Origin of the sequence: Pontibacter fetidus (genome assembly GCF_010119545.1) — a bacterium.
Classification (GTDB): domain Bacteria; phylum Bacteroidota; class Bacteroidia; order Cytophagales; family Hymenobacteraceae; genus Pontibacter; species Pontibacter fetidus.
Map to the genome: position 1 here is coordinate 258418 of NZ_JAAEAA010000002.1, position 25588 is coordinate 284005.

Here is a 25588-nt window from a genome sequence, read left to right on the forward strand (position 1 = left end):
TGATTGTGTGTAATTATAAAAATGTAATTGTTTCAGTTTTAGTTCTTTATGTGTCAAACTTTTTAATTTAAAAAGCTAAACCCACCTATCGCAAACAAACCTTTGATGAATAAATTCTGAGCTGTTTCGCTACTTTATGGCACCTTAAATAAGTGCGCTTCTACAAATCTATATATTTTAGAATATTATCCAAAGTATAAACATTATTCTCAGTTCATTCTCTTAAAAAATTTCAATATAAAAATTGAGCACTACCATTATACATGGCTGGCATACAATTGTTGCATTAAAATAATTAATGAGAGGGTAACAGAAAATAGTTACAACTCCAGCACAGCCGGAGACTATAACTCAGCATGTAATACTCTGCTTAAATTCCAATGGCTAACAAAGTAGAAAACGTCTCTTATCCGATCCGGAAAACCAGGAAAAAGCGCTTTAAATATAGGTAATGAATTTTTAGATTGTATGCTTACCTACTTCTTTTTTGCCTTATTCCAGTAAAAATCCATTTCATCCAAGCTCATATCCTGTAATTTTTTGCCGTCTTTCTCCGATTCTGTTTCCAGGTACCGGAAGCGGTCTATGAATTTCAGGTTAGTTCGTTCCAAGGCTTCTTCGGGATTTATATCTACAAAACGTGCAAAGTTGATGAGCGAAAACAACAGGTCTCCGAACTCAGCTGTAGCGCGTGTTTTATCTATAGTTGCGGTATCATCTACATTAAATTCTTCCTCAAATTCGCTCAGTTCCTCCTGCACTTTTTGCCATACCTGGCTTTTGTCGTCCCAGTCAAAACCGGCACCTCTGGCTTTTTCCTGTATACGCATCGCTTTTACCAGCGCTGGCAACGACGAAGGCACACCACCCAACACCGATTTATTTCCCTCTTTCAGTTTAAGCTGTTCCCAGTTCTTCTTTACCTGCTCCTCTGTATCTGCTGTTACATCGCCGTAAATATGTGGGTGCCTGAAGATTAGTTTCTCACAAAGTGAGTTTAGTACGTCGGCTATATCAAACGCTTTTTGTTCGGAGGCTATTTTGGCATAAAACACCATGTGCAGCATCAGGTCGCCTATTTCTTTCTTTATCTCGGGCATGTCCTGCTTTAGTATGGCATCCGACAGCTCGTAGGTTTCTTCTATAGTTAGGTGGCGCAGGCTTTCCAGGGTTTGCTTGCGGTCCCAGGGGCATTTCTCGCGCAGGTCATCCATCACATCCAGCAGGCGATCAAAAGCCTGCAACTGTCTTCCGCGCGGTGTATCGGCAAATAATGTGTTATCCATAAAGCAAATATACTAAAATACGGCGGTAGCTGTTTACAAGTAATTCCCTGGCGAGATAATAGACCAAAGAGTAAACTATAAAACTAAAATATTGCTACTTTTGCAACCTATAAAACATTAACACAAGTGGCTTTAATAAAATCAATTTCAGGAATTAGAGGAACGATAGGCGGGCGGGCAGGTGATGCACTTACCCCTGTGGATGTGGTTAAATTTGCTGCAGCTTATGGTACCTGGGTACTGCAAACTACCAATAACAACAATACTATAGTTGTAGGTCGCGATGCACGCATCTCCGGCGACATGGTAAACAAACTGGTTTGCGCTACCCTGCAGGGCTTAGGTATAAACGTGATAGATGTTGGCTTATCTACCACACCAACGGTAGAGATGATGGTACCGGAGCTGAAAGCCGGCGGAGGTATTATACTTACGGCCAGCCATAACCCGAAACAATGGAACGCCCTGAAACTGCTTAACTATAAAGGTGAGTTTATTTCGGATGCGGAAGGCAAACTGGTACTGGAACTGGCCGAGAAAGAAGCGTTTGAGTTTGCTCAGGTGACTGAACTTGGCTCTTATACTAAGCAGGACGATGCAATAGCAAAGCACATTAAAACTATACTTGACCTGCCTTTAGTAGATGTTGAAGCGATTAAAGCTAAAAAGTTTGCTGTAGCCATTGACTGTGTAAACTCTACAGGCGGTATAGCTGTGCCAATGTTGCTGGAAGCACTTGGTGTAAAAAAAGTAGAGAAGCTTTTCTGTGAGCCGGATGGTCACTTCCCGCACAACCCGGAGCCACTGCCCGAGAACCTGCGCGAGATTGCCAAAGTGATAGAGAAAGGTAAGTTTGACTTAGGTATAGTTGTTGACCCGGATGTGGACCGCCTGGCGCTGGTAAACGAAGACGGCAGCATGTTCGGCGAAGAGTATACGCTGGTAGCAGTTGCTGACTATATCCTGAAAAACACAAAAGGAAATACCGTATCTAACCTGTCATCTACAAGAGCGCTGCGCGATGTAACCGAGAAAGCAGGTGGCAACTACTATGCAGCTGCTGTTGGCGAGGTAAACGTGGTAAACATGATGAAGGAGCAGCAGGCGGTAATAGGTGGCGAGGGCAATGGCGGTATTATTTACCCTGAGTTGCACTATGGCCGCGATGCACTGGTTGGTATAGCACTGTTCCTGACGCACCTGGCAAAATCCGGGTTAAGTATGACGCGCCTGCGTGCCAGCTACCCGAATTACTACATCTCTAAAAATAAAATAGAGCTTACTCCTGATGTGGACGTGGATGCCGTACTTACCCAAATGCAGCAGCGCTACGCCAAGCAACCGATTAATACGATAGATGGTGTAAAGATAGAGTTTGACAAAGAGTGGGTGCACCTGCGCAAGTCTAACACGGAGCCAATCATCCGTATCTATGCTGAGTCGGATAGCAACGCTACGGCAGAGCACCTGGCTAACAAGATCATTGCCGATATCAAGGAAATAATTTCTGTTAAGGCATAATGTACTGTTGTACGTATAGTTTTTAACAGCTAACCTGTAAGCGCCAAGGAGAGAAATTTCATTTCTTTCTCCTTGGCGCAACTTTTTTTAATACTTTAGTAGTTCGTTATATAGAGTAATGCAAACCCTTACCAACATGCGTGTATATTTAGACAATGCTGCCACCACTCCCCTGGACAAGGAAGTTTTTGATGCCATGGCCCCTTATATGCTGGAGCACTTCGGAAATCCGTCATCTATTCACTCACACGGGCGCGAAGTTCGGGCTGCTATCGAAAAGGCACGTAAAACGGTTGCTACCTTGTTAAACACTTCTCCTGCCGAGATCTTTTTTACATCTGGTGGTACCGAAGCCGATAACTCGGCCCTTATCTGCACTTGCCGGGCGCTTGGCATTAAGCACGCTATTACCAGCAAACTAGAGCACCACGCTGTGTTACATACCATGGAGATGCTCGAAAAGCACAAAGGTATTCAGTTAAGTTACCTGGCACATGATGAGCGTGGTAACCTGGACCTGGAGCAGCTGGAAAGCATGTTGGCGAGTCAGCCACAAACCCTGGTATCTATAATGCATGCCAACAACGAAATTGGTACGCTTAACGATATTCAAACTATAGGCGAGATTTGTAAGAAGTATAATGCCGTTTTCCATACCGATACGGTACAGACAATGGGCCACTACAAACATGATTTACAGTCGCTGGGCGCTAATTTTATAGTTGGTTCGGCACACAAGTTTCATGGCCCTAAGGGTGTTGGTTTCCTATACAGCGACGCCAATATTAAAATACAGCCGCTTATACAAGGTGGATCGCAGGAACGAAACATGCGTGGCGGCACCGAAAACGTGTACGGCATTATCGGGTTGGCAAAAGCCCTTGAAATTGCTTACCGCGACATGGCCGATCACCAAAAGCACATACAAGCCCTGAAAGACAGAATGATCTATAAATTGCGTGAGCAACTGGAAGATGTAAGCTTTAACGGTATGTCGGAGTTTGGTGATAAAAGTTTGTATACAGTGCTAAATGTAAGCCTGCCTGCATCAGATATAAACGAAATGCTGCTGTTCAGCCTGGATATCAACAAAATTTCTGCATCTGGGGGTAGTGCCTGTAGCAGTGGTGCCGATGCCGGGTCGCATGTATTACGCGCCCTTAACGTTGATCCTGCACGTGGTTCAGTTCGTTTCTCTTTCAGCAAGTACAACACCGAAGCTGAAATTGATTATGTAGCAGAAACATTGGCTAAACTATATAACAAGGTTACTGCTTAGTTGCTGCAACTATAAAATATAACATAAGAGCTCCGGTAGAGATACCGGAGTTTTTGTTTAAATAAAATATAACCCGATTTAAAGTATAAATGAAAAGTATAGGTGTTTTTTGTGGAGCAAACACAGGTTTAAATCCAGTTTATAGTGAAGCTTCCGCAGCATTAGGTAAATTAATGGCAGAGCAACATATAGCTTTGGTATATGGAGGTGGCAATGTTGGGCTGATGGGCGTGATTGCTGATGCAATTTTAGAACATGGCGGTAAAGCCCTAGGTGTTATTCCGCAAAGCCTGGTCGACCGCGAGGTGGCACATAGCAGACTACAGGAACTACACGTGGTACAAACCATGCACGAGCGCAAAGCATTGATGGCGGCCCGCTCCGATGCATTTATAGCCATGCCCGGCGGATTTGGCACCTTCGACGAAATCTGTGAGATCATCACCTGGAACCAGCTGGGCATCATTAAAAAGCCAGTGGCCTTCTTCAACATCAACGGTTACTACGACAAGTTCTTCGAGATGATCCGTCATACTATAGCCGAAGGTTTTGTAAAGAAAGATCAGCTGGATAATCTTATTATAGAAGAAGATCCTGCTATATTGCTACAAAAAATACGCGCATTTTCTGACGCCACTTCAGATTACTGGATCGACTTTAAAAGAATCTAATCACCTTAGAAAATTGAACCTCACTCTTAGCCAGAAAGCGGTTGTAAAGTATAAACTGCTTTTGTTTGTTATATTGTTATTGCCTCTTTCTGAAAGTAAAGCCCAGGATGTTTTTTCGGTAGGGCCAACCTTTCATTTTAATTTTGGAGACAAAAAGCCAAAAGTAAGCTGGGGTGTGGAAGCTGCCTTGTGGTGGTATGAAAGTAATAGTGTGCCTGTAAGTGCCAATCTTGGGTTTGATCGCCGGAAAGGAAGTACGATACTATACACCCAGGCCCAGACCGGTGTTGCACTTGCCGGGCTTTCAGCGGGGCCATACGTGGAGTTCAGAAAAGAAGAACCAACTATAGTTGGCCTGCAAACCGATTACTGGGTAAACTATTACCTGGGCCTGAACTATAGAGTGCGGTACAACAAAGAAGGAACTCAGAAAGCCCTTGGCATTTACATAAAAGCCCCTATAGTTACGGATCCTGAGGAAAACAGCAGTGACGATGATTGGGATTGGGATTAAGCTGCAACTATAAAAAAGGGCTGGCAACATGTAAAGTTACCAGCCCTTTTGTTTAAACTATAGTTGAAACCTAGCTTTCCAACACCATGGCTTTTACTGCTTCAACCCAGGTATCGTTTGAGTTAAGGCTTTCTACAAGCTGCCATTTTTCGCCACCGGCATGCTCAAACATTTCCTTAAATTCCTCTCCTACTTCTATCGTTGTTTCCAGGCAGTCGGCTACAAAGGCAGGGCTAAAGGCCAGCACCTTTTTAATACCTTTTGAAGGAAGGGTTTTCAGCACTTCGTCGGTATAAGGTTGTAACCAAGGATCTTTCAGCAGACGACTCTGGAACGTAACGGTGTATTGGTCTTCGCTCAGGCCCAGTTGCTCGGCCAGTAACCTTGATGTTGCAAAGCAGGCGGCGCGGTAGCAGTATTTATTACGCTTGTTATAGCTGTTGCAGCACGAACCCAATTTGCAGTAGCCTTTATCACTTCCTTTCAGTACCTGCCGCTCCGGCAAACCGTGGTAACTAAAGATCACGTGGTCATAGTTATCCTGAGCCATGTGCTGTTTACCTAACTCAGCGAATGAATTTATAAAGCCTGGGTGGTCGCAGAAAGAAGAGATGAAGTTTATACTTGGGATAACCCACCAGTCCTTTACGATCTCCATTATTTTATCCTGCACAGAACCTGTAGAAGCCGACGCATACTGCGGGAACAATGGCAGCACTATAATCCGGTCCACACTTTTGTCACGGAGCTCTTCTAAAGCGCTTTTTATACTTGGGCTCTGGTAACGCATACCAAAGGCCACATGGTAGTCATCGCCAAGGGCAACCTGTAACTTTTCTTTCAGATCGAGGCCGTGGAAAAGTAATGGCGAGCCACGTTCTGTCCATAGTTCTTTATAAACCTTCGCTGATTTAGGAGCCCGAAAAGGAGCAATTATTCCGTTAATCAAAAAATAACGGCCAACAGGGTTTATATCTATCACGCGTCTATCCAGCAGGAACTCGCGCAGGTACTTTCTTACATCAGGGGTTTCAGGTGTGTCCGGGGTTCCGAGGTTTACCAGCAGAACACCTATTTTACCCATGTTTTTCTTGCTCATCTACTTTCTTAATGCTTGTATAGTACAAAGATACAAAGTATAACCCTATCCTTTTAATGAGAATTATCACTGTTGCTGCACCTTTATAGGATGCTGTATAAAGCTATAGGTACGAAAAATGTTTGTATAGATTTAGTTTTTATCAGAAGTTACACTGCGCAGTACTGTAAACTATAGTTGCCGGTAAAGCTGCAGGTGTAAACCTTAGTCTTCATTTTCATACAGTTCCCACTTTGCTAACACGGCAGTAAAATCTTCTGGTAGCTCGGAGTTAAAGTATAGTTCCTGTTTGGTTACCGGATGTATAAAGCCCAGCGATTTGGCATGCAGCGCCTGGCGTGGCATCAGTTTCATGGCGTTATCTACAAACGCTTTGTAGGTGCCCACCGGAGAACCATACACAATTTTATCGCCGCCATAAGTAGCATCCGAGAAAAGCGGGTGGCCGATATACTTCATGTGCGCCCGTATCTGGTGCGTCCGGCCCGTTTCTAGGTTACATTGTACCAGCGTTACATACTTAAACTTCCGAAGCACCTTGTAATGCGTAACAGCATGCTTGCCATACGAACCATCGGGGTACACAGTCATAACTTTTCGGTCTTTGGCACTGCGGCCCACGTGCCCAACTATAGTTCCGGTATCCTGTTTCGGCACACCCCACACCAGCGCATAATAAGTGCGTTCTATGGTATGGTTGTAAAACTGCTTCGCCAAGAAAGCCATGCTATATTCCGTTTTGGCAATTACCAGCAAACCCGACGTATCTTTATCGATGCGGTGCACCAAACCAGGGCGCCCTTCGCCGTTACGCGCTGTTGGCAGGTTCTGTAGGTAATAAGTAAGTGCGTTTACTAAGGTGCCTGTCCAGTTGTTGTAAGCTGGGTGCACCACCATGCCCGCAGGTTTATTTACCAGTAGCAGTTCCTCGTCTTCGTAAACTATAGTCAGCGGGATATTCTCCGGCACAATATCGGTATCGCGCGGAGGCTCGGCCAGTGTTATAGTTATTACGTCCAGCGGCTTTACCTTATAGCTAACTTTTACAGGCTTGTCGTTCACCTGCACCGATTCTGCCCTGATGGCTTCCTGCAGTTTGTTACGGGTAACATTAGCCAGGCGGTCCATCAGAAATTTGTCGATCCGGAGCAATGCCTGCCCTTTATCCACTACAATACGGTGGTGCTCGTACAGTTCGTCCGAGTCTTCTGCGGTTATGTCCTGTTCTTCGTAATCTGCCACTGGTAAATTGTAACTATAAACGATACATAAAAAGAAAGCCGAAGTGTATCACATCGGCTTTCAAAATTATTAAGAAGTTAGCTTACTTAGTTCTTCTTCTTGTTGTTTTTAGCTGGCGTTTTAGCCGGAGTTTTTGCTGGTGTAGTAGCAGCTGGTTTAGTTGCAGCAGGCTCGGCAGCTTTCGCTTTAGATGGATCAACACCTAATTTCTTTAATACAAGCGGAGAGATATCGCCATCTTCCGGGCCAGCAAGTAGTGCCTGGTTGCTGATAACGTAAGTATAACCATTCTCTTTTGCTACGTCTTTAATAGCCTTGTCGATTTTAGCGATAACCGGGTCAACTAAAGATTTTTCTTTCTGCTGTAAAGACTGCTGTGCATTACGCTGAAACTCCTGGATAGAGTTGTTCAGGTTCATCAGTTCTTTTTCTTTGTCCTCACGGATGGTTTTATCCATAGTGGCAGCACCTTTTTCGTAAGCCTGCAGTTTGTTCTCATAGTCTGCATACTTTCCTTTCAGCTGGTTTTCCAGCACAGTGCTGTGGTCTTTTAACTGAGACTCTATTTGCTTGCTCTCAGGCAGTTGTAGTAAAATGAATTCAACGTTAGTATAACCAATCTTCAGGGGCTGGTCGCTGCTCTGTGCGAAAGACGCAAAGCTGATCAGTAAAAACGCTACTACTAAAGTTTTGATCTTGTTCATCATTGGTTGGTTAATTAATAATAAGTATAAAGGTTAGTTGTTAGGCTTCTTTTTGGTGGCTGGTTTTTTAGGCTGTTGCTCCGCTGGTTTTTGTTCCTGCTGTTCGCCTTCGCCTACTGCCGGTAGGTCATCTGTTTTATCTTTCAGGGCATCGGCAGGCTGCTTGCCTTTCGTGTTTGCCTTATCCGATGCAAGCCCCAGCTCTTCCAGCACATATTCGGTATAGTCGTGTATCGGGTTAGTATAGATCATCACCAAATCTCCCGACTTATCAAACATAATGGCGATCTGCTTCGATTTGGACACTTTTTCTACAGCTGTAAAAACTTCATCCTGTATCGGGCGCATCAGGTCCTGGCGGCGCTTAAACATCATGCCTTCGTAGCCAAACACCTTGCGCTGGTAATCGCGCACTTCTGTTTCTTTTTTACTGATCTCGGCCTGGCGCTTCTTCTTCATTTCTTCGGTAAGCAGCACCTCTTCGGCACGGTATTCCTGTTTCAGTTTATCGGCTTCCTTTTGCAGGTTCTCAATTTCCTTTTCCCAGGTCTCAGCATATTTGTCCATCTCCTGCTGCACTTTGTTGTAAGCAGGCATTTTGCCAAGTATAAAGTTCGAATCAATATACCCAATCTTCTGTGCATTGGAAACATGCGCCAGAAGAAAGACTGTTAAAAAGATGAACAAAAACTTTTTCATACTGATTCCTTTCTAATTAGCGCAACTGCTGCCCTATAATAAAGTGGAACATGCCTTGTTTTGCATTTGGCTGGCCTGGTACATCATCCAGTCTCCAACCATAGTCGAAGCCCAGTAAACCGAAGGCTGGCATAAATATCCTGGCACCTATACCCGCAGAGCGGTAAAGCTTAAACGGGCTATAGTTGTCATACGAACCAAAGTTATTACCTGCCTCTAAAAACGCTAAACCATAAATAGTAGCTGCCGGGCTAGGCGATATCAACTGGCGAAGTTCCATTACAAATTTGTTGTAAGCTATACCACCTGCCTGTAACAGGCTTGGGTCATTGCCTTCAAATACACTTTCATCGTCATACCCACGTAAGCCAATGTATTCTGTACCAACAAATACGTTGCCACCACCAAGGCCAGAACCACCAAGCTTAAATCGCTCAAAGGGTCCTATAGTTGCATCAGAATCATACTTACCCAGGAAGCCAAAATGCGCTCTTGTATTCAATACCAATTTCCCTGCCAAGTTTATAAAATACGATGCATCAAACATCCATTTATTAAATTCTATAAACTCATACTTGCCGGCATTGTCTTTAAACAGCGAGTAAGGCGGCGTCAGGTTTACGCTTAAAGATAACTGCGAACCACGCGTTGGATATGTCGGGTTATCTATACTATAGCGCGAAAGCGTGTTCACAAACGAGATACTGTTAGAAGTACCATCTGTAAAATCTTGGAACAGCTGTCTATAGTTATCTAAGTTATAGCGGCTGTAAGATACCGAATGCGTAATGTTAAAGTAGTTATCAGGCCACTGTAGTCTGCGGCCCAGCGATACCGATGCACCGTTCACATCCAGTTTCGACTCCTGCTCCAGGAAATCAGGGCGGCGGTATACTGTTTTAAACAAGCTTACAGTTAAGGAGTGCGGCTTGCGGCCACCTAACCAGGGCTCTGTAAACGACATAGAATAAGACTGGTAGTATTTACCGTTTGCCTGCACGTTCAGCGACAAACGCTGTCCGTCGCCGCTTGGCACTGGCGTCCATTCTTTAATATCCCAGAACTTGCGTGTTGAGAAGTTATTCAGCGTTAAGCCTACCGTACCTACAGCACCTATCGGTCCACCCCAACCACCAGATAAACTGATCTGGTCGTTTGGTCTTTCCACTACCGAGTAATGAATATCTACCGTACCATCTGCCTGGTTTGGTATCGGCTGTAAACCTATCGTTTCAGGGTCAAAATAGCCAAGAGCGGCCAGTTCGTTTCTTGTTCTGATCAGATCGTCGCGGCTATACTTTTCGCCAGGCAGCGTGCGCAATTCTCTTCGGATTACGTGCTCGCTGGTTTTGGTATTACCGGTTATAACCACATTTTTTATAGTTGCCTGCGGGCCTTCGTACACACGCATTTCCAGGTCAATCGAGTCGCCTTCTACGCGAACTTCCACAGGGTCTATACTTTGGAACAGGTACCCATCATTCTGGTAAAGTGCTGATACGTCTATACCTGTCGGGTTATAAGTAAGGCGCTTATCTAACTCCTGGCGGTTATAAACATCTCCTTTTTCAATACCTAATACTTTGCTCAGGTACTCGTCATCGTACAGGTAATTGCCTTTCCAGGTAATGTTGCGGTAGTAATAGCGGCGGCCTTCATCTACTGTTATTCTAATGCCCAGCCTGTCGTCGCTTATTCTATAAACCGAATCTGACACAATGATCGCGTCGCGGTAGCCTTCTGAGTTATAGAAATCAAGTAGTAACTGTTTGTCGTTCTCGTACTCAGAGCGCTGAAACTTAGAGGATGAGAATGTGTTGATCAAACTCTTTTCCTTGGTCTTCTTCATTTGCTTCTCCAGTTTTCTGTCAGAGAAGGCTTCGTTACCAACTATATCTATCTCCCCGATCTTTACTTTCGGGCCTTTATCTATTTTAATATCCAGCACCACACTGTTAGGTAAAAGCGAATCCGGGCGCTGGGTCATGTTCACCTTCGCATTCAGGTAGCTTTTCTCGGCAAAGTAGTTTTTGATAACTGTGCGCGTACTGTTCAGGGTAGCATCGTTTACTGTTCTGCCGCGCTGCAGGCTAATCTTATCGTTCAGCGCTTCCTGCTGCGATTTATTTATACCTGAGAACGTAAAACGTGAAAGGCGCGGGCGCTCTTTTAAATGGAAATCAAGAAATATCTGGTCGCCTTCTATGCGGGAAATGGTAACATCCACATCGCCTATAATACCCTGTGCCCATAGTTTCTGGATGGCCTGGCTGATGTCTTCGCCAGGTACCGTTATCTCGTCACCTACTTTAAGGCCGGTAACTGAAATAAGAGCGTTGGGATCCAGGAAGCTGGCGCCGCTTACGGTAATGCCGCCAATACGGTATTCACGTGGCTGCGTGTAATCAACAGGGCTTTTTTGCGTAGCGTTGTTAAGAACTTGGGAAGAGGCTGTGCCTGCCAAAAGCAGGAAAAACAGCACCCAGATGCATCTTGTCATTAATATTTTACTTGATTAGTTGTTCACTGGTCTTTCCGAAGCGCCTTTCGCGACGTTGGTAAGATATTATTGCTTCGTACAAATGTTCCTTCCGGAAATCAGGCCAAAGCAATTCGGTAATGTATAGTTCGGTATAAGCTAATTGCCACAATAAAAAGTTACTGATCCGCATTTCACCACTTGTACGGATAAGCAGTTCCGGGTCGGGCATGCCTGCTGTTGCCAGGTTTGCAGCTACCATACTTTCTGTAATTTCTGCTGCCTGCAATTCTCCCCTCTCTACTTTGGATGCCAGCTTTTTCATTGCCTGTGTCAGCTCCCAACGGCCACTATAGCTCAGCGCCAGCACCAATGTCATCCGCGAATTGCCGCTTGTCATTTCTATGGCTTCCATCAGTTCCTGCTGGCAGCTTTTTGGCAAACTATCGGTATCGCCTATCGTTTGTAAGCGTATGTTATTTTTGTTAAGCGTAGCTGTCTCTTTGCGTATAGTTGTAACCAGCAATTGCATCAGTGCTGATACTTCGCTCGCCGGCCTGGACCAGTTTTCGGTTGAGAAAGCGTATAAAGTAAGGTATTGTACGCCAAGTTCGGCGGCAGCTTCTACGGTTTCGCGCACGGCTGTAATAGCGCTTTTGTGCCCGAAAATGCGTAAGCCACCCCGCTGCTTTGCCCAGCGCCCGTTACCGTCCATTATAACGGCAATGTGCTTGGGTAAATTGTTTATATCTACTTTCTCCCTAAGATCCATTTAACCACAATTTCCTTGCAAGTTACAAAAAGCAAGATAATTTAATTAAAAATTAAATGGTTAATCCAATATTCCGGGTTGGCGTTTGTAAGGTGGCGGGCAATTAATTCTGTAGAAAGTATAGGAAAGGCTGATTCCGTTATAGTAATACCAGTCTTTGTCGTAGGGGTTTGCCACATGTTTACCATCTCCTTCCGTCAGGAAATCCATGTTATCGTTAAAGAGCATTCTGGCACCAAACTCCAGCCCCAGGTTCCAGTGTTTGCTTAGGGCATATTTTACTCCTACACCAAACGGCACACTTACGGTCAGGTCGGTATCAAATGGTTTATCCAGTTCCTCCAGGTTTGGGTTATCAGAGGTCAGCTTTTTGTTATAGATGAGGCCTGCTATACCTGCAAAAAAGTAAGGCGATACACGCGGCTTCTGTGATAGGTCGTAATAATCCAGAAAGTTATACTCCATTACAGCAGATACTTCGGCCAGGCTCAGGCGTAGCTCTGCCTGCCTATAGTTTGGCAGCGGCAAATCCTGTACGGCATCGCCTATCGTATTATCATCTGCTATGCGGTGGCTAAGCATAATACCACCCCGTGCCGTGAAGGTATTTGTCAGGTCGCGGCGGTAGAAAACAGTAAGCGCCGGCTGGTTATTGAGAAAGCGGTAATTAGGAGCAAGTTCTCCTGTATAGTTGGCGCCACCTATACCTACACCTATTTCGCTGGTAGAAACAGAACGCTGGGCGATAGCTTCTGTGCTAAAAAAAGCACTCCCTATTTGCAGCATTACACAAATAAGGAGTGCCTGTGGGATTCTATGTAAAGTCATGTATTCGCTAAACGGAGTTTAGGTAACAACGAACATTACGATGTTCTATTATCTAAACTTAGGGCTTCTAATTCTTGGTGTTAAAATATAGTTAAGACTCACACCTGATACAATGTACCAGTCATCATCTGTTCTGTCACCGCGCATCTGGTTGGCAGGTGTACCGTAACCTTCTAAGTGCTTATAAGGTGTTCCGCTTGGGTCTGGTACCGGTGTAAAGCCACCTTCCGCACTGCGGTCAGAAAAAATTGCTGATGCGTTGCGATTCGGGCTTTTATTAGCATTACTTAAAAGATCAGATTTATTCACATAACCAGTACTTGTATCATCCAGGTAATCTGTGAATGTTTTTCTCCAGCCCACTTCAAAGCTCAGATCCCAGTAACGGTCTATTTTATAGCGCACACCTAAACCAAACGGAATAGCGATTTGAACGCGCTTATACGGATCAGGGTTGTCAGAACCTTCAATTTGCTGGCCCTCTGTACCAAGTGGCTGAAGTTCGTACCATCCTGTTGGTATATCTGCTGCGCCTAATCCTGCATGAGAACCACTTTCGTAATATGCTTTCGGGTTATGATGAATTACAGCTACACCCACAAAACCATATGGCACAAAATCAGGGCGACGGCGGTAAGTCTGGCGGTTTTCAAAAAGGTCAACTATAGCTACGGCACTCAGCTCCTTAATATCATTTCGGAAAGAGAGATTACGCTTGAAGCGTGGCAGGTTTTCACTCTCGTTCTGAGAAGCACTTTTTGCATCATCGCCAATAATACGGCCCCAATGTAAGCTTGTGCGCACCGAAATACGCGGAAAATATCTGTAAGTATAGCTTATACCAATATTAGGTCTTGTTGATTTAAAACGTAGGCTGGTAAAATCAGGCTCCGGCACTATATCCCCGAAGTAGTTCATAGCTCCCAGGTGTACACCTACTGATGCGTACCGCTTTCTCAGCGTAAAGCGCTGGGCATCTGCATCCGTAGACATCAGGGTCATGGTTATAGTAAGCAGCAGAACAAGGGTACAAATTTTTCTCATATGAATAAATGCTATGTGAGTTTCTGTTACTTACAGACACCTCTCCTAAAGTTATAAAGACAAAAATAAAGATTATGTATTATTAAAGAAATAATATTACATATATTTAATCTATGTCACTTCTGGAAAAGATTTCTGTTATCCATTCCCCAATTGAGCTTGCTTCGTAGCGTTGATAAGAAGTTGACGTGATGTAACTTCACTAACCGGGCTACAAAATTCTCTCTTCTGACTGCCAACTGTACATTCATATCCACGGGCACTGATCTTGAATCGAGGGAGGCCAAGTAGCTGCTGCTGCGACCCTCCACCTCAAAAGAGATCACGCTCCTATCTGATACGATCATGGGCCGCACGTTCAGGTTGTGGGGACATACGGGTGAAATGACAAAATTGTTGGTTTGCGGCAACACTAATGGGCCTCCGGCACTAAGCGAGTAACCCGTAGACCCGGTAGGTGTAGCAACCACCAGCCCATCTGCCCAGTAAGAGTTCAGATATTCACCATCAATATACGTATGTACGGCAATCATAGATGAGCTATCCCGTTTTAATACGCTAAACTCATTTAATCCAAAGTTAATGCCCTCAAAAACCTCCTGATCGGAATCTACCCGGATAAGTGCGCGGTCGTCTAATGTATAGTGGCCTTTGTAGAGTGCGTCTAAAGCAACGTTTATACTGTCGTATGAGATAGTAGCCAGGAAACCCAACCTGCCCGTATTTATCCCAAGTATGGGTATCTGCTGGGCACCTACATAAGTTACTGTATCCAGCAGGGTGCCGTCGCCGCCTATACTTAGCACTACATCTACCCCGGTCAGGCTATCGCCGCGTTTAAAGGTGGGTATGTCGTTCGGGATGTTAAGGGTGTTTTGCAGGTATAACTGAAAGTGTTCTACCAACAGCAGGTCCGTTTTACGCAACAGCAACTCATCGAACAGTTTTTGTATAAACGGTGCGATGTGCTCGCTGAAAGGTTTACCAAGTATAGCAATCTTCATAAGCAGTTCTTTAAAAGGGATACCCCATGTTCAGGTATAAACCACGGTTGCCTTCGCGGTTGGCAGTGTACTCGCCGCGCAATACAATATCGTAAAATGTAACTACATGCAGCCCTATACCACCTCCAATCAATAGCCGGTTTGTTAACGGGTTACGGGCTTCATAGATGTTATCTATTGTATACCCGGCGTCTGTAAAGCCATTCAGGTATAAGGCTAAAGGTATGGTATTTAGTTTTGGGTTGCGGATAAATTTAAGGTGAATGCCTTTTATATTGAGTAACTCCCGCGATAACCCTTGCTTAAAAAGCCCGAAGTGCTGTCCGCCAACTACATATAGTTCATACCCGCGCACCAGCGACCGGTAGCCCAGTGCCACGTTGTCAGTTACCGCAAAATCGCTTCCTAAACGGGTCTGTACTTCCCCTCCTATAGTGTAGTAAAACTTTTTAGGCAAGGCCATATATTTTACATATTTAGCGCGGACAGTGGTAAACCCGGAGCCGGTATCCTTCAGAAAAAAAGCGTGGCCTATACCAGCATCAAAGTAACTACCGGTAAGCGGGTAAGCAAACGTGTTGCGCTGGTTTATAACACGGGTAAGGTCTAAGCGGATATAGTTGCGATTGGTATAGTTGGTGTTGAAATAATCAGGGTTAAGCGAAACGATAGTATCAGATATTTCTTCGTGATTGTAAGACAACCGCAGCGCTGACTGGCGCTGTACGCTTTGGCGGTGCACCACGGCAGCAGCAATACTTGTGCGGTTTATAGGCATTCCCTTTTCCTGCTCAAAAAAGTGTTGCCGGTTATTAAGTATATTATAGTTAATGGTATGGCTACGGTAATCTGCAACGCCAACTTCATAGCCAAACGTACGGCTGCCCGCTAAGTATGGCACCCGGTAAGATAATTCGATACGGCGGTTAAAACCATGCTGCAAGCGCAGGCGCACATCTTCGTTGCGACCTCTGAAGTTGCGGCGGGTAAGTGTAAAACCATAGTCTATGCGGCGCAGGTCTTTTTTCTCTAGCCAGGCGTTAAAGTTACGGTCAGCAAAATCGAAAATAGGAATAGGATACAGGTAGGCACGCTCCTGCACCTGGTAGGTAACTATAACCTGGCCGGCATCGCAGGTATAACTATAGTTTACAGCATGGAAAAGCCGGAGATTATAGATGCGCTTTCGATTATCTTCCAGCAGGTTGTCGAGGTCTTCGGTTTTAACAGAATCGCCTAAAGCAAATGTAAGCTCGCGTAGAATTACAAAGTCTTTGGTAGTTTGGTTGCCCTGTATCTTTACTTCCTGCAAAACGGCAACCGGAACCGTACATGGCGAGGCACCTGCAACTATACAGCTTAACAGCAGACCCAGAAGCAGACCGAAACGCAACACCGGTTATATATCCAGGTATTTGAATAACATATCCAGCCGGTCTTTGCCTACATCAAACGAGCTGCTGTCTTGGAACTGGGCAGTAATGCGGTACTCGAAACGCTCTAACGTAGCAATGATGCGGGAAAGGTCGGTAGCGTTTAGTTTAAGTGTGAGCTTGATACTATAAGGGTCCAGCTCGTCGGGCGATACATACGCACTCAGAATTTTGGTATTCTCTTCTTCTATCAGGCGGCTGATCTGGCTTAAACTATAGTCGCGCTCGGGCATGCTCAGCACCAGTATGCTGCCCTGCCCCTGTAACGCCGACATCTGCCCAAAAGCTGCCAGCGTATCGTTTATAGTTATAATGCCCATGTACTCCTGCATCTCATCCAGCACGGGCACTACCTGCACTTTATTTTTAATAGCCGCTTCCATCACATCATAAAAATGCTGAAAGTGCATGACGTGCACATCCGGGTGTTCCAACTCAACATTTTTGAGAGGCTGGTTGCGATCGGTCAGGTCTACCAGGTTTAGTTCGGTTACCATGCCCTGGTATTTGCGATTGCTTACTACCGGCAAATCGTTTACGCGAAACTCATCCATCCAACGCAGCGCCTTCTCTACGGTGTCATAGAGTTTAAGCGGTGGTATCATTTGGTTGATGAGTTCTTCGGCTATCATGTAGTTTGTTCTACGGGAGTTTTACTTAAAAATTTCTCTAAAATACTGTTAAACTTTTCCGGATGTTCCATCATCGGGGCGTGACCGCATTTATCGATAAAGTATAGCTCCGAATTTGGCATGAGTCTGTTAAACTCATGTGCCACCAGCGGCGGCGTTATCGTATCGTTCAGTCCCCAGATTAACAGGGTAGGCACTTTAATGTTTGTAATATCTTTAGCCATGTTGTGGCGCTGCGCCGATTTAGCTATCGCTATAATGCGCAGGCACTTTGAATTACTGTTTGTAATATCAAATACTTCGTCTACCAGTTCTTTAGTTGCTGTTTCGGGGCTATAGAATGTATAGGCAACGCGCTCTTTTACATACTCATAGTTACCACGCTTCGGAAACGAGCCACCCATAGAATCTTCGAATAACCCTGAGCTGCCGGTAAGTACCAGGCGTTTTACTTTCGATGGATTATTTAAGGTATAAACCAGTGCTACATGCCCACCCAGCGAGTTTCCGAGTAATGTTAGATCATTCAGCTTTTTAAACTTCACGAAATCTTCCACAAAATTCATTAGCCCGGGCACACCAGCCTTATGCAACGACATTTCATAAATAGGCATAAGCGGAATAACTACCCGGTAATTCTGTGAAAAATGGTCTACAACACCTTTCCAGTTACTTAACGCACCAAACAATCCGTGAAGCAATAACAACACTTCACCTTGTCCTTCATCTATATACTGAAATTCTCCTTCTTGTCTTACTTGTAGATCCATAAGGGGTAAACTATACAAAAGATAATTAATTATACTGCAATATTAGCAATACTAAGCCAATTTCGAAGCATTTCTAACCCATAAGTAGTAAGCGCTGCTTCCGGATGAAACTGTAACGCATACAATGGTAACGAGTTATGTTTAAATGCCATCAGCTCGCCGGTAGCCGTATGCGCCAGCGGAACTATAGTTAGTGGTGTGTGCCGCAGTACCAGCGAATGATAACGCACCACAGGCATTTTTCCTGGCAGGTTTTTAAAGATCGGGTCAGGCTCGCAGATGATCTCGGATATTTTGCCGTGCATGGGCTTCTCGCCTTTCTCCAGCTTCGCCCCGAAAAACTCCCCCAGCGCCTGATGGCCTAAGCAAATACCCAACATTGGTACGCGCTCGTGGTATTCGTGTATCACATCCATCATTACGCCTGCACTCTTCGGCGTTCCCGGCCCCGGCGACAGAACTATAGCTTCAATCGGCAGCTTCTTTATTTCCGACAACGGCACATCGTTCCGAACCACATACGCTTCCACACCCAACTGTCCAAAGTAATCCACCAGGTTATAGGTAAACGAATCAAAATTATCGAGCAGGAGAAGCATGGGTATTGATTGGGAAATTTGGAGATGTGTGGATTTAGAGATGGGTTGATGTTATTTTTTAATAATGACTTCTATAGTTGGGTTCAGTGATCTCAGATCTTCTATGAGTTCCAAGTTATTTTCCGGCGCGATGTAGATTTCGTCGTAGCGGTTATACTTTACAATTATGCCTTTACTTGCTAAAGCAGGCTTAAGTCCTGCCCACATCGTTTCGCCAACTATAAGCTGCCGGATGTCGCTGATATTAATCTCGCCCCACAAAAATCCGGATTTATACTTTAGCTTGCCATTAGCTATTTGATACCAGGTACTCAAAAACACCCACAACAGCAGCGCCAACGGAGCTATTAGAGGCAATAGCATATAGGGTTGTTCTGAAAAGTCTTCCGTATTGGTTACGTAAATCACAATTGGTAATAGTACCAAAAGAGCTATCATATAAGGTATGGGGCCTTTACGATTTGCCTTATACTTCTTAACCATCATTTACTTCTTAAAAGAACGCTTTCAACGACGAAATCAACGTCTTCACAAACGGAAGCACATAACCCAATATACCTAAAGCATACGGCGTAGCTTTTAAAACAACCGGATAAACTATAGATTCGGAAGCTGTTTCGGGAGTGATGCTGATGCCGGCCATATCAGACACATAAAGCAACAAACTAATAGCGCAGCACCATTTTAGCGCACCAAGTATAGCTCCCAGCACATTATCGAAAAATCCGAAAGGGGTAATATCAAGCACCTTTTTCAGGATAAAGCCCAGCATGTACACAAGCAGAATGATCCCGATAAAAACGATCAGGAACGTCAGGTAAGGCAACACGCCTCCAACATCGCCAACAAAATCACGCACTACAGGCAGTGCCACGTTCAACAATTTCAATCCGCCAAGTATAGCCACTACCAACGCCAGCAACGACACCAGCTCAAAAAGCAAGCCTTTGCGGTAGCCCATAAACGCACCAAACAAGATCGGGATCAGCAGGAAATAATCAAAAGTACTCATGCCTGTAAACTATAGCTAAAAATTAAAAAGCGCTGCCGCAAAGGCGTAGAGCCCATGCAGCAGCGCTAAGATAAAATAATCGGGGCAGCGTGCCAACTATAAAATTGGCTACAACTATAGTTTATTCCGAGATTAAAAATCGGTGTTGTTCAGTAACGCACCTACCGCCGAAGAGATAGCACGACCATCTGCCTGACCAGCCAGTTCTTTAGATGCCACACCCATCACCCGACCCAGATCAGATGGTCCGGTTGCACCTACACGCTGAATAATGTCCAGTAATCTGGCACGCAGGTCGCCTTCATCCAGCTGCTTTGGCAGGTATTCTTCTATTACGGCCAACTCGCCAATCTCAATCTGAGCCAGGTCTTCGCGGTTTTGCTGCGTGTAAACTTCCGCCGATTCGCGGCGCTGTTTGGCTGCTTTGGTCAACAGTTTCAGTTCGGTATCCTGGGTTAAGCCTTCGCCGCCGCCTTTTTCGGTTTCGGCCAGCAGTATCAGCGATTTTATACTTCGTAAAGCCTGTAAGCGTGGTTTATCTTTTGCCAGCATGGCCTGCTTTATATCGCCTTCTACTCTTTCTTTTAAGGTCATAGTTTTTAATATTTTATAGTATGTACAGCGTAAGGTTTATGCTACTTCTACGGAGCTTTTGCACTTGCGGCAATGCACCGGGCATAACATCTTATTTAAATTTCCATTAATTTAGTCATCTCGTTTAGATTAACTATAGCCACAACTATAAGCGGCAGATAAGCAACATGACCAAACTGAGTGTAAATATAAACAAAATAGCCACGCTGCGTAATGCCCGTGGCGGCGACAGGCCAAATGTGGTACAGGCAGCCAAAGACTGCGAGCGTTTCGGAGCGCAGGGCATAACTGTGCACCCACGCCCCGACGAGCGCCATATCCGCTACCAGGATGTGTACGACCTGAAACCAATCGTTACCACCGAATTTAACATAGAAGGCAACCCGACCCCTGATTTCCTGAAACTTGTAAAAGACGTGAAACCGGAGCAGGTAACGCTTGTGCCCGATGCACCAGATGCCATCACATCCAATGCCGGTTGGGATACGATAAAGCACAAAGATTTCCTGACCGATATTATCTCTGAGATGAAAAGCCTGGGAATCCGCACATCTATTTTCGTGGACCCGCTGGAAAGCATTATCGAAGGCGCTGCTATAGTTGGTACCGACCGCGTAGAACTATACACCGAAGATTACGCCCGCCACTACCACAGCAACCGCAAAGCAGCCATTGCCCCTTATGTAAAAGCTGTTGTTAAAGCACAAGAGTATGGCATTGGCCTTAACGCCGGGCACGACCTGGATCTGGATAACCTGAAGTACCTGAAAGATAATCTGCCGGGTTTGCTCGAAGTTAGTATTGGACACGCCCTTATCTGCGATGCGCTATACCTTGGCTTAGAGAACACCATACAGCTATACCTGCGCCAGCTTAAATAACTTACTTTGATCAACTCCATAACTATAGACGAGTTTCTGCAGAAAGCTGAAAAGCTGCCTGTGCTGGATGCGCGCGCTCCAAAAGAGTACGAAGCCGGCCACATTCTGCAAGCGCAAAGTTTCCCTATTTTCACAGATGAAGAGCGGGCTATAGTTGGTACATCTTACAAGCAGCAGGGTCACGATCCGGCAGTATTGTTAGGTCTTGATCTGTTCGGCCCTAAGATGTCTCAGTTTGTAAAAGAAGCCACTAAAATTGCTCCGGATAAAGAAGTGCTGCTACATTGCTGGCGCGGTGGTATGCGCAGCGGTGCAATGGCCTGGCTCCTGAGTTTTTCTGGGTTTAAAGTACATTTGCTGCAGGGCGGCTACAAGGCTTATCGTCATTTTATACAGGAGCAGTTCGCTAAACCCAGGTCTATAGTTGTACTCAGCGGTTTTACGGGCAGTGGCAAAACTGATATCCTGCCTTACCTGCAAAAACTAGGTCAGCAAACTATTGACCTGGAAGGACTGGCTAACCATAAAGGTTCATCATTCGGAAGTATAGGCATGCCCGCGCAGCCAACTACAGAACACTTCGAGAATCTGCTTGGCTCCGAACTGATGAAGCTGGACGCTGATAAACCGCTTTGGCTTGAAGATGAAAGTATAACCATTGGCCGTGTCACGCTTCCTCATACTTTTTATACCGCTATGCAGGAGCAGCCAACTATAGTTATCGATGTTGCCAAGCCCCTGCGCGTACAAAAGCTGGCCCACGAATATTGCCGCACCGATAAAACCATACTGGAAGCAGCTATACTTAGAATCAAAAAACGCCTCGGCGGTTTAGCTACACAAGAAGCACTGGATGCCATTGCCACCGGCGATATGGAAAAGATGGTAGAGATCGCGCTTACCTATTACGACAAAGCCTATCATTTTCAGCTTAACCCCAAAAAGCAGGTGTTTACGCTGCCACTGCAAACTATAGATCCCGAAGAGAACGCACAGCAGATACTTACCTTTGCCAAAACCAACAACTTACTTTAACCCAATGCAAGATTCAACCACCCAAGATATAAAACTTACCCAGTATAGCCACGGTGCCGGTTGCGGCTGCAAAATTGCGCCTAAAGTTTTAGATGCTATACTTCATTCTGACATCACCTACCCAGAAAACGATAAGCTTATAGTTGGCAACAGCTCCCGCGACGATGCTGCCGTGTACGATATTGGCAATGGCCGCGCCGTTATCAGCACCACCGATTTCTTTATGCCGATTGTGGATGATGCCTATGATTTCGGTCGTATCGCGTCGGCTAATGCTATTTCGGATATCTACGCGATGGGTGGCACCCCGATGATGGCAATTGCGGTACTTGGCTGGCCTATAGATAAACTGGCCCCGGAAGTTGCCAAACGTGTAATTGAAGGAAGCCGCAGTACTTGCCACGAAGCAGGTATACCGTTAGCCGGCGGCCACAGCATCGACAGCCCTGAGCCGATCTTCGGGTTAGCGGTCACCGGTATGCTCGATATCCCGAACCTGAAACGAAACGATACTGCTACCGCTGGCTGCGAACTATATTTAACCAAACCTATTGGAGTAGGTATACTCACCACCGCTCAGAAAAAAGCTATACTTAAACCCGAACATGCGCATCTGGCACCCAAGCAAATGATGCAGCTAAATAAAATAGGTGCTGAACTGGGTCAACTACCACAGGTAAAAGCCATGACCGACGTTACTGGTTTCGGGTTAATGGGTCACTTATCTGAAATGTGTGAAGGCAGCAACTTAACAGCTGAAATATACTTCGATAAAGTACCGGTTATCCCCGAAGCGCTGGACTACCTGGCGCAAAAAGCTATACCAGGCGGCACACACCGCAACTTCGATAGCTACGGCCACAAAATAGCAGATCTCACCCCAGACCAGAAACACTTGCTTTGTGACCCGCAAACCAGCGGCGGCTTATTAGTTGCCGTTGATCCTGCCGGCCGAGAAGAAGTATTGGAGCTTTTTGCAAAGTATAACTTAGACCTGCAACCGTTGGGAGTTTTAAAAGAGCGCGAAGCTGACGAGAAACTGATCAATATTTTATAGTTACCTAACTTGAGTAGAAGCAAACATAAGAAGCTATACTATGTACCAGGGTTAATCAGTCTGATCATGCTGCCGTTGCTGTTTGCTTATTTTGGTAAGAAGGAAGTTCAGAAGCTGGATGTCAGGCTGATGGAGATAAACTTCTGGAACCCAGACTTTGCCGAACTTATTCCTTTCCCTGAGCGCGAGTATACTAAGTTTATACTTACAGGAGATTCAATCAAAGACAAAGCAATTTTTACAAAAGCAGATTTGCAGATTAAAAAACTTTATGCTGATAGGGATACTATAAATGGTGTGCATTTTATTTTCCAAGACTCAGCTAGTTACGGCTCTTTTGTAAACACTATCAATAACCTAAAGGAAAACGATATAGCACGATATTTCCCTTATGAAAACAACCTATGGGTATTATATCCTACTCCAACCAAACAAGTGGTAGGAGAGCTTATTAATCCACCATGCCTTTTATGTGATGATGTTATAGTTGTACCACCTAAAACAAAAGAGCTAACAGTTTATGAGCAAATTAAAGCCTCTATAGTTTCTTATAGTTCAGGCATTAAAAAGCTTTGGCCAACTATAGCACTGCTATTTTTGCTTGTCACCTTAACTATAACCCGCGCCATCAGGCACTATAAACCAACTATAGTTTAATCTTACCAACTATACTCTCGTAAGCATTACCGATAATAAATAAAGCAACATGAAACTACACTATAAAGAAATGGGCCATGGCCAGCCGCTGTTAATTTTACACGGCTTATTTGGCACATTAGACAACTGGCAAACATTAGCAAAACGACTTGCAGAACATTACAACGTTTTCCTGGTTGATCTGCGCAATCACGGTCGTTCCCCGCATAGCGAACAGCACAATTATGATGTAATGGCCGAGGACGTACTCCGTTTGGTTGATGAACTACAAATTCCGACTCCAGCTATCATGGGTCACTCTATGGGCGGCAAAGTAGCGATGAACTATGCGCTTAAATACCCAACTCGTTTAACCAAGCTTATAGTTGTAGACATTGCACCTAAAGCATACCCGCCACATCACGACGAAATTATTGATGCTTTGCAGTCCGTTGATCTGAGTACTGTTACCAGTCGCAGTGAAGTTGATGCACAGTTAGCAAAGGGCATACAGGAAGACGAAGTGCGCCTGTTTCTTATGAAAAACCTGTACCGCAAAGAAGACAATACTTTTGGGTGGCGCATGAACCTGGATGCAATTGAAAAAAACTATGATAAGATAGCCGCTGAAATAACATCTGATATACCTTTCAAAAAAAATTCATTATTCATTAAGGGAGGTAAATCAAGGTATATAAAGCCTGAAGATGTTTACGGAAGCATAGAACGGCTTTTCACGCTAGTAGAAGTTGAGACCATACCAGAAGCTGGCCACTGGGTACACGCCGAAGCACCTGATAAAGTATATGAGCTGGTAACCAGATTTCTGAGCGCCGACTAATTACCATTTACATAACGTTAAAAGCTACTGTAACTAATGTGTTACAGTGGCTTTTGTATTTTAACTCAACTATAGTTAATACTTTTACATCATGAAAAAGCAAGGCAATTTATACTTAATACCAACTATACTTGCAGAAGGTACTGCGGATCAGGTCATATCTTCACAGGTAAAAGATGCAGTTAAACATCTTACCTACTTTATAGTTGAGAACTTACGTACTGCCCGTCGCTTTGTGAAAATGATATGCCCGGAGTTGGTTATAGAAGAATTAAACTTTGTGCAGATTGATAAAGATGCAACTCCGGCGCAGGTGCAGGCTTCCTTGAAACCTATAGTTGAAACAGGGATAGATGCGGGTATCATTTCAGAAGCTGGTTGCCCCGGTATAGCTGACCCTGGTGCGGAAGTTGTAAAGTATGCACATCAGAAAAACATCAAGGTAATACCATTTGCAGGCCCATCAGCTATACTTTTAAGTTTAATGGCTAGCGGTTTTAATGGGCAACAGTTCGCATTTCATGGCTATCTACCTATAGATAAAGGTCCGCGATTACAGGCTCTTCGCCAGTTAGAGAAAGAAATGCAGCAACGTAACCAAACACAAATCTTTATGGAAACACCATACCGCAATAATAAACTACTCGAAGATCTCCTAACAACGCTAAATCCTGAAACCAAGCTCTGCATCGCAGCCAACATTACTTCTCCCGAAAATGAATTGATTCAGACCAAAACTATAAATCAATGGAAGGGTAAACTTCCAGATATACATAAACAGCCAGCTGTATTCCTCATCTATAAATAACCTCCCCAAGTAGTTGCTCTAAACATGAGTCATCCCGAATTTTAGGTTAGGGATTTCTAAAAAGTAAAAGCCTTCTTTTCGTAAGTGACAGTAGTATCAGGTCACTTTAGAAAAGGAGGCTTTATGCATTTATTATCAAATACGCAGC

General features: G+C 44.7%; 27 protein-coding genes. 10 read left to right on the top strand and 17 right to left on the bottom strand.

Features of this window, described 5'->3' with window-relative positions:
- Window positions 1-476 precede the first annotated feature (476 nt).
- A complete protein-coding gene (mazG, locus tag GWO68_RS02270; protein ID WP_162344778.1) occupies window positions 477-1286 on the bottom strand; it encodes a nucleoside triphosphate pyrophosphohydrolase in 810 nt (269 codons plus the stop codon).
- A gap of 126 nt (window positions 1287-1412) precedes the next feature.
- Between mazG and glmM the strand changes: the two genes are divergently transcribed.
- The 4 genes from glmM (at window position 1413) to GWO68_RS02290 (ending at window position 5271) form a co-directional block, all read left to right on the top strand.
- Complete coding sequence (gene glmM / locus GWO68_RS02275) at window positions 1413-2807, top strand: phosphoglucosamine mutase (RefSeq protein ID WP_162344779.1); 1395 nt, start codon at window positions 1413-1415, stop codon at window positions 2805-2807.
- Between the two features lie 136 nt (window positions 2808-2943).
- On the top strand, window positions 2944-4086 hold the full coding sequence (locus GWO68_RS02280) for a cysteine desulfurase family protein (protein ID WP_162344780.1): 1143 nt from the start codon (window positions 2944-2946) through the stop codon (window positions 4084-4086).
- 89 nt (window positions 4087-4175) lie between these two features.
- The gene (locus tag GWO68_RS02285) at window positions 4176-4757 is read left to right on the top strand and encodes an LOG family protein (RefSeq protein WP_162344781.1); all 582 of its coding nucleotides are present in this window, start codon (window positions 4176-4178) and stop codon (window positions 4755-4757) included.
- Window positions 4758-4770: 13 nt separating this feature from the next.
- Entirely contained in the window at window positions 4771-5271 is a 501-nt protein-coding gene (locus tag GWO68_RS02290; RefSeq protein ID WP_162344782.1) for a hypothetical protein, read from the top strand.
- A gap of 70 nt (window positions 5272-5341) precedes the next feature.
- On the opposite strand, the gene hemH is transcribed toward GWO68_RS02290, so the two are convergent.
- The 16 genes from hemH to GWO68_RS02370 form a co-directional block, all read right to left on the bottom strand.
- On the bottom strand, window positions 5342-6370 hold the full coding sequence (gene hemH / locus GWO68_RS02295) for a ferrochelatase (RefSeq protein ID WP_162344783.1): 1029 nt from the start codon (window positions 6368-6370) through the stop codon (window positions 5342-5344).
- 204 nt (window positions 6371-6574) lie between these two features.
- On the bottom strand, window positions 6575-7612 hold the full coding sequence (locus tag GWO68_RS02300) for an RluA family pseudouridine synthase (RefSeq protein ID WP_162344784.1): 1038 nt from the start codon (window positions 7610-7612) through the stop codon (window positions 6575-6577).
- An 86-nt stretch (window positions 7613-7698) separates the two neighbouring features.
- On the bottom strand, window positions 7699-8319 hold the full coding sequence (locus GWO68_RS02305) for an OmpH family outer membrane protein (protein WP_162344785.1): 621 nt from the start codon (window positions 8317-8319) through the stop codon (window positions 7699-7701).
- A gap of 30 nt (window positions 8320-8349) precedes the next feature.
- Window positions 8350-9015 carry an OmpH family outer membrane protein gene (locus GWO68_RS02310; RefSeq protein ID WP_162344786.1) on the bottom strand — a complete coding sequence of 222 codons (666 nt, stop codon included), beginning with the start codon at window positions 9013-9015 and terminating at the stop codon, window positions 8350-8352.
- 16 nt (window positions 9016-9031) lie between these two features.
- Complete coding sequence (gene bamA, locus GWO68_RS02315) at window positions 9032-11515, bottom strand: outer membrane protein assembly factor BamA (RefSeq protein ID WP_162344787.1); 2484 nt, start codon at window positions 11513-11515, stop codon at window positions 9032-9034.
- A 7-nt stretch (window positions 11516-11522) separates the two neighbouring features.
- Window positions 11523-12266 carry an isoprenyl transferase gene (locus GWO68_RS02320; RefSeq protein ID WP_162344788.1) on the bottom strand — a complete coding sequence of 248 codons (744 nt, stop codon included), beginning with the start codon at window positions 12264-12266 and terminating at the stop codon, window positions 11523-11525.
- 60 nt (window positions 12267-12326) lie between these two features.
- Entirely contained in the window at window positions 12327-13094 is a 768-nt protein-coding gene (porG, locus tag GWO68_RS02325; RefSeq protein ID WP_162344789.1) for a type IX secretion system protein PorG, read from the bottom strand.
- 48 nt (window positions 13095-13142) lie between these two features.
- On the bottom strand, window positions 13143-14138 hold the full coding sequence (locus GWO68_RS02330) for a DUF6089 family protein (RefSeq protein ID WP_162344790.1): 996 nt from the start codon (window positions 14136-14138) through the stop codon (window positions 13143-13145).
- A gap of 116 nt (window positions 14139-14254) precedes the next feature.
- Entirely contained in the window at window positions 14255-15142 is an 888-nt protein-coding gene (locus GWO68_RS02335; protein ID WP_162344791.1) for an NAD kinase, read from the bottom strand.
- A 10-nt stretch (window positions 15143-15152) separates the two neighbouring features.
- Window positions 15153-16538 (bottom strand): POTRA domain-containing protein, encoded by a 1386-nt coding sequence (locus tag GWO68_RS02340; protein WP_317164477.1) that lies wholly within the window; start codon window positions 16536-16538, stop codon window positions 15153-15155.
- 3 nt (window positions 16539-16541) lie between these two features.
- On the bottom strand, window positions 16542-17207 hold the full coding sequence (locus GWO68_RS02345) for a CBS domain-containing protein (protein ID WP_162344792.1): 666 nt from the start codon (window positions 17205-17207) through the stop codon (window positions 16542-16544).
- Window positions 17204-17977, bottom strand: a complete 774-nt coding sequence (locus GWO68_RS02350) for an alpha/beta fold hydrolase (RefSeq protein ID WP_162344793.1) — start codon at window positions 17975-17977, stop codon at window positions 17204-17206. The genes GWO68_RS02345 and GWO68_RS02350 overlap by 4 nt, the downstream gene beginning before the upstream one ends.
- Window positions 17978-18006: 29 nt before the next feature.
- Window positions 18007-18576, bottom strand: coding sequence for an anthranilate synthase component II (locus GWO68_RS02355; RefSeq protein WP_162344794.1), 570 nt, complete (start codon window positions 18574-18576; stop codon window positions 18007-18009).
- 51 nt (window positions 18577-18627) lie between these two features.
- A complete protein-coding gene (locus GWO68_RS02360) occupies window positions 18628-19002 on the bottom strand; it encodes a PH domain-containing protein (RefSeq protein ID WP_235941908.1) in 375 nt (124 codons plus the stop codon).
- A 67-nt stretch (window positions 19003-19069) separates the two neighbouring features.
- Entirely contained in the window at window positions 19070-19588 is a 519-nt protein-coding gene (locus tag GWO68_RS02365; RefSeq protein ID WP_162344795.1) for a CvpA family protein, read from the bottom strand.
- A gap of 132 nt (window positions 19589-19720) precedes the next feature.
- Entirely contained in the window at window positions 19721-20182 is a 462-nt protein-coding gene (locus GWO68_RS02370; RefSeq protein ID WP_162344796.1) for a GatB/YqeY domain-containing protein, read from the bottom strand.
- A gap of 167 nt (window positions 20183-20349) precedes the next feature.
- On the opposite strand from GWO68_RS02370, the gene GWO68_RS02375 reads away from it, so the two are divergent.
- The 6 genes from GWO68_RS02375 (at window position 20350) to GWO68_RS02400 (ending at window position 25440) form a co-directional block, all read left to right on the top strand.
- On the top strand, window positions 20350-21063 hold the full coding sequence (locus GWO68_RS02375; protein WP_162344797.1) for a pyridoxine 5'-phosphate synthase: 714 nt from the start codon (window positions 20350-20352) through the stop codon (window positions 21061-21063).
- A 6-nt stretch (window positions 21064-21069) separates the two neighbouring features.
- Window positions 21070-22098: a tRNA 2-selenouridine(34) synthase MnmH gene (gene mnmH / locus GWO68_RS02380; RefSeq protein WP_162344798.1), complete on the top strand. Its 1029-nt coding sequence runs from the start codon at window positions 21070-21072 to the stop codon at window positions 22096-22098.
- Between the two features lie 4 nt (window positions 22099-22102).
- Window positions 22103-23155 (top strand): selenide, water dikinase SelD, encoded by a 1053-nt coding sequence (gene selD / locus GWO68_RS02385; RefSeq protein ID WP_162344799.1) that lies wholly within the window; start codon window positions 22103-22105, stop codon window positions 23153-23155.
- A 9-nt stretch (window positions 23156-23164) separates the two neighbouring features.
- A complete protein-coding gene (locus GWO68_RS02390) occupies window positions 23165-23812 on the top strand; it encodes a hypothetical protein (RefSeq protein WP_162344800.1) in 648 nt (215 codons plus the stop codon).
- 49 nt (window positions 23813-23861) lie between these two features.
- The gene (locus tag GWO68_RS02395; protein WP_162344801.1) at window positions 23862-24632 is read left to right on the top strand and encodes an alpha/beta fold hydrolase; all 771 of its coding nucleotides are present in this window, start codon (window positions 23862-23864) and stop codon (window positions 24630-24632) included.
- Between the two features lie 91 nt (window positions 24633-24723).
- On the top strand, window positions 24724-25440 hold the full coding sequence (locus GWO68_RS02400; protein WP_162344802.1) for an SAM-dependent methyltransferase: 717 nt from the start codon (window positions 24724-24726) through the stop codon (window positions 25438-25440).
- Window positions 25441-25588: the final 148 nt, after the last annotated feature.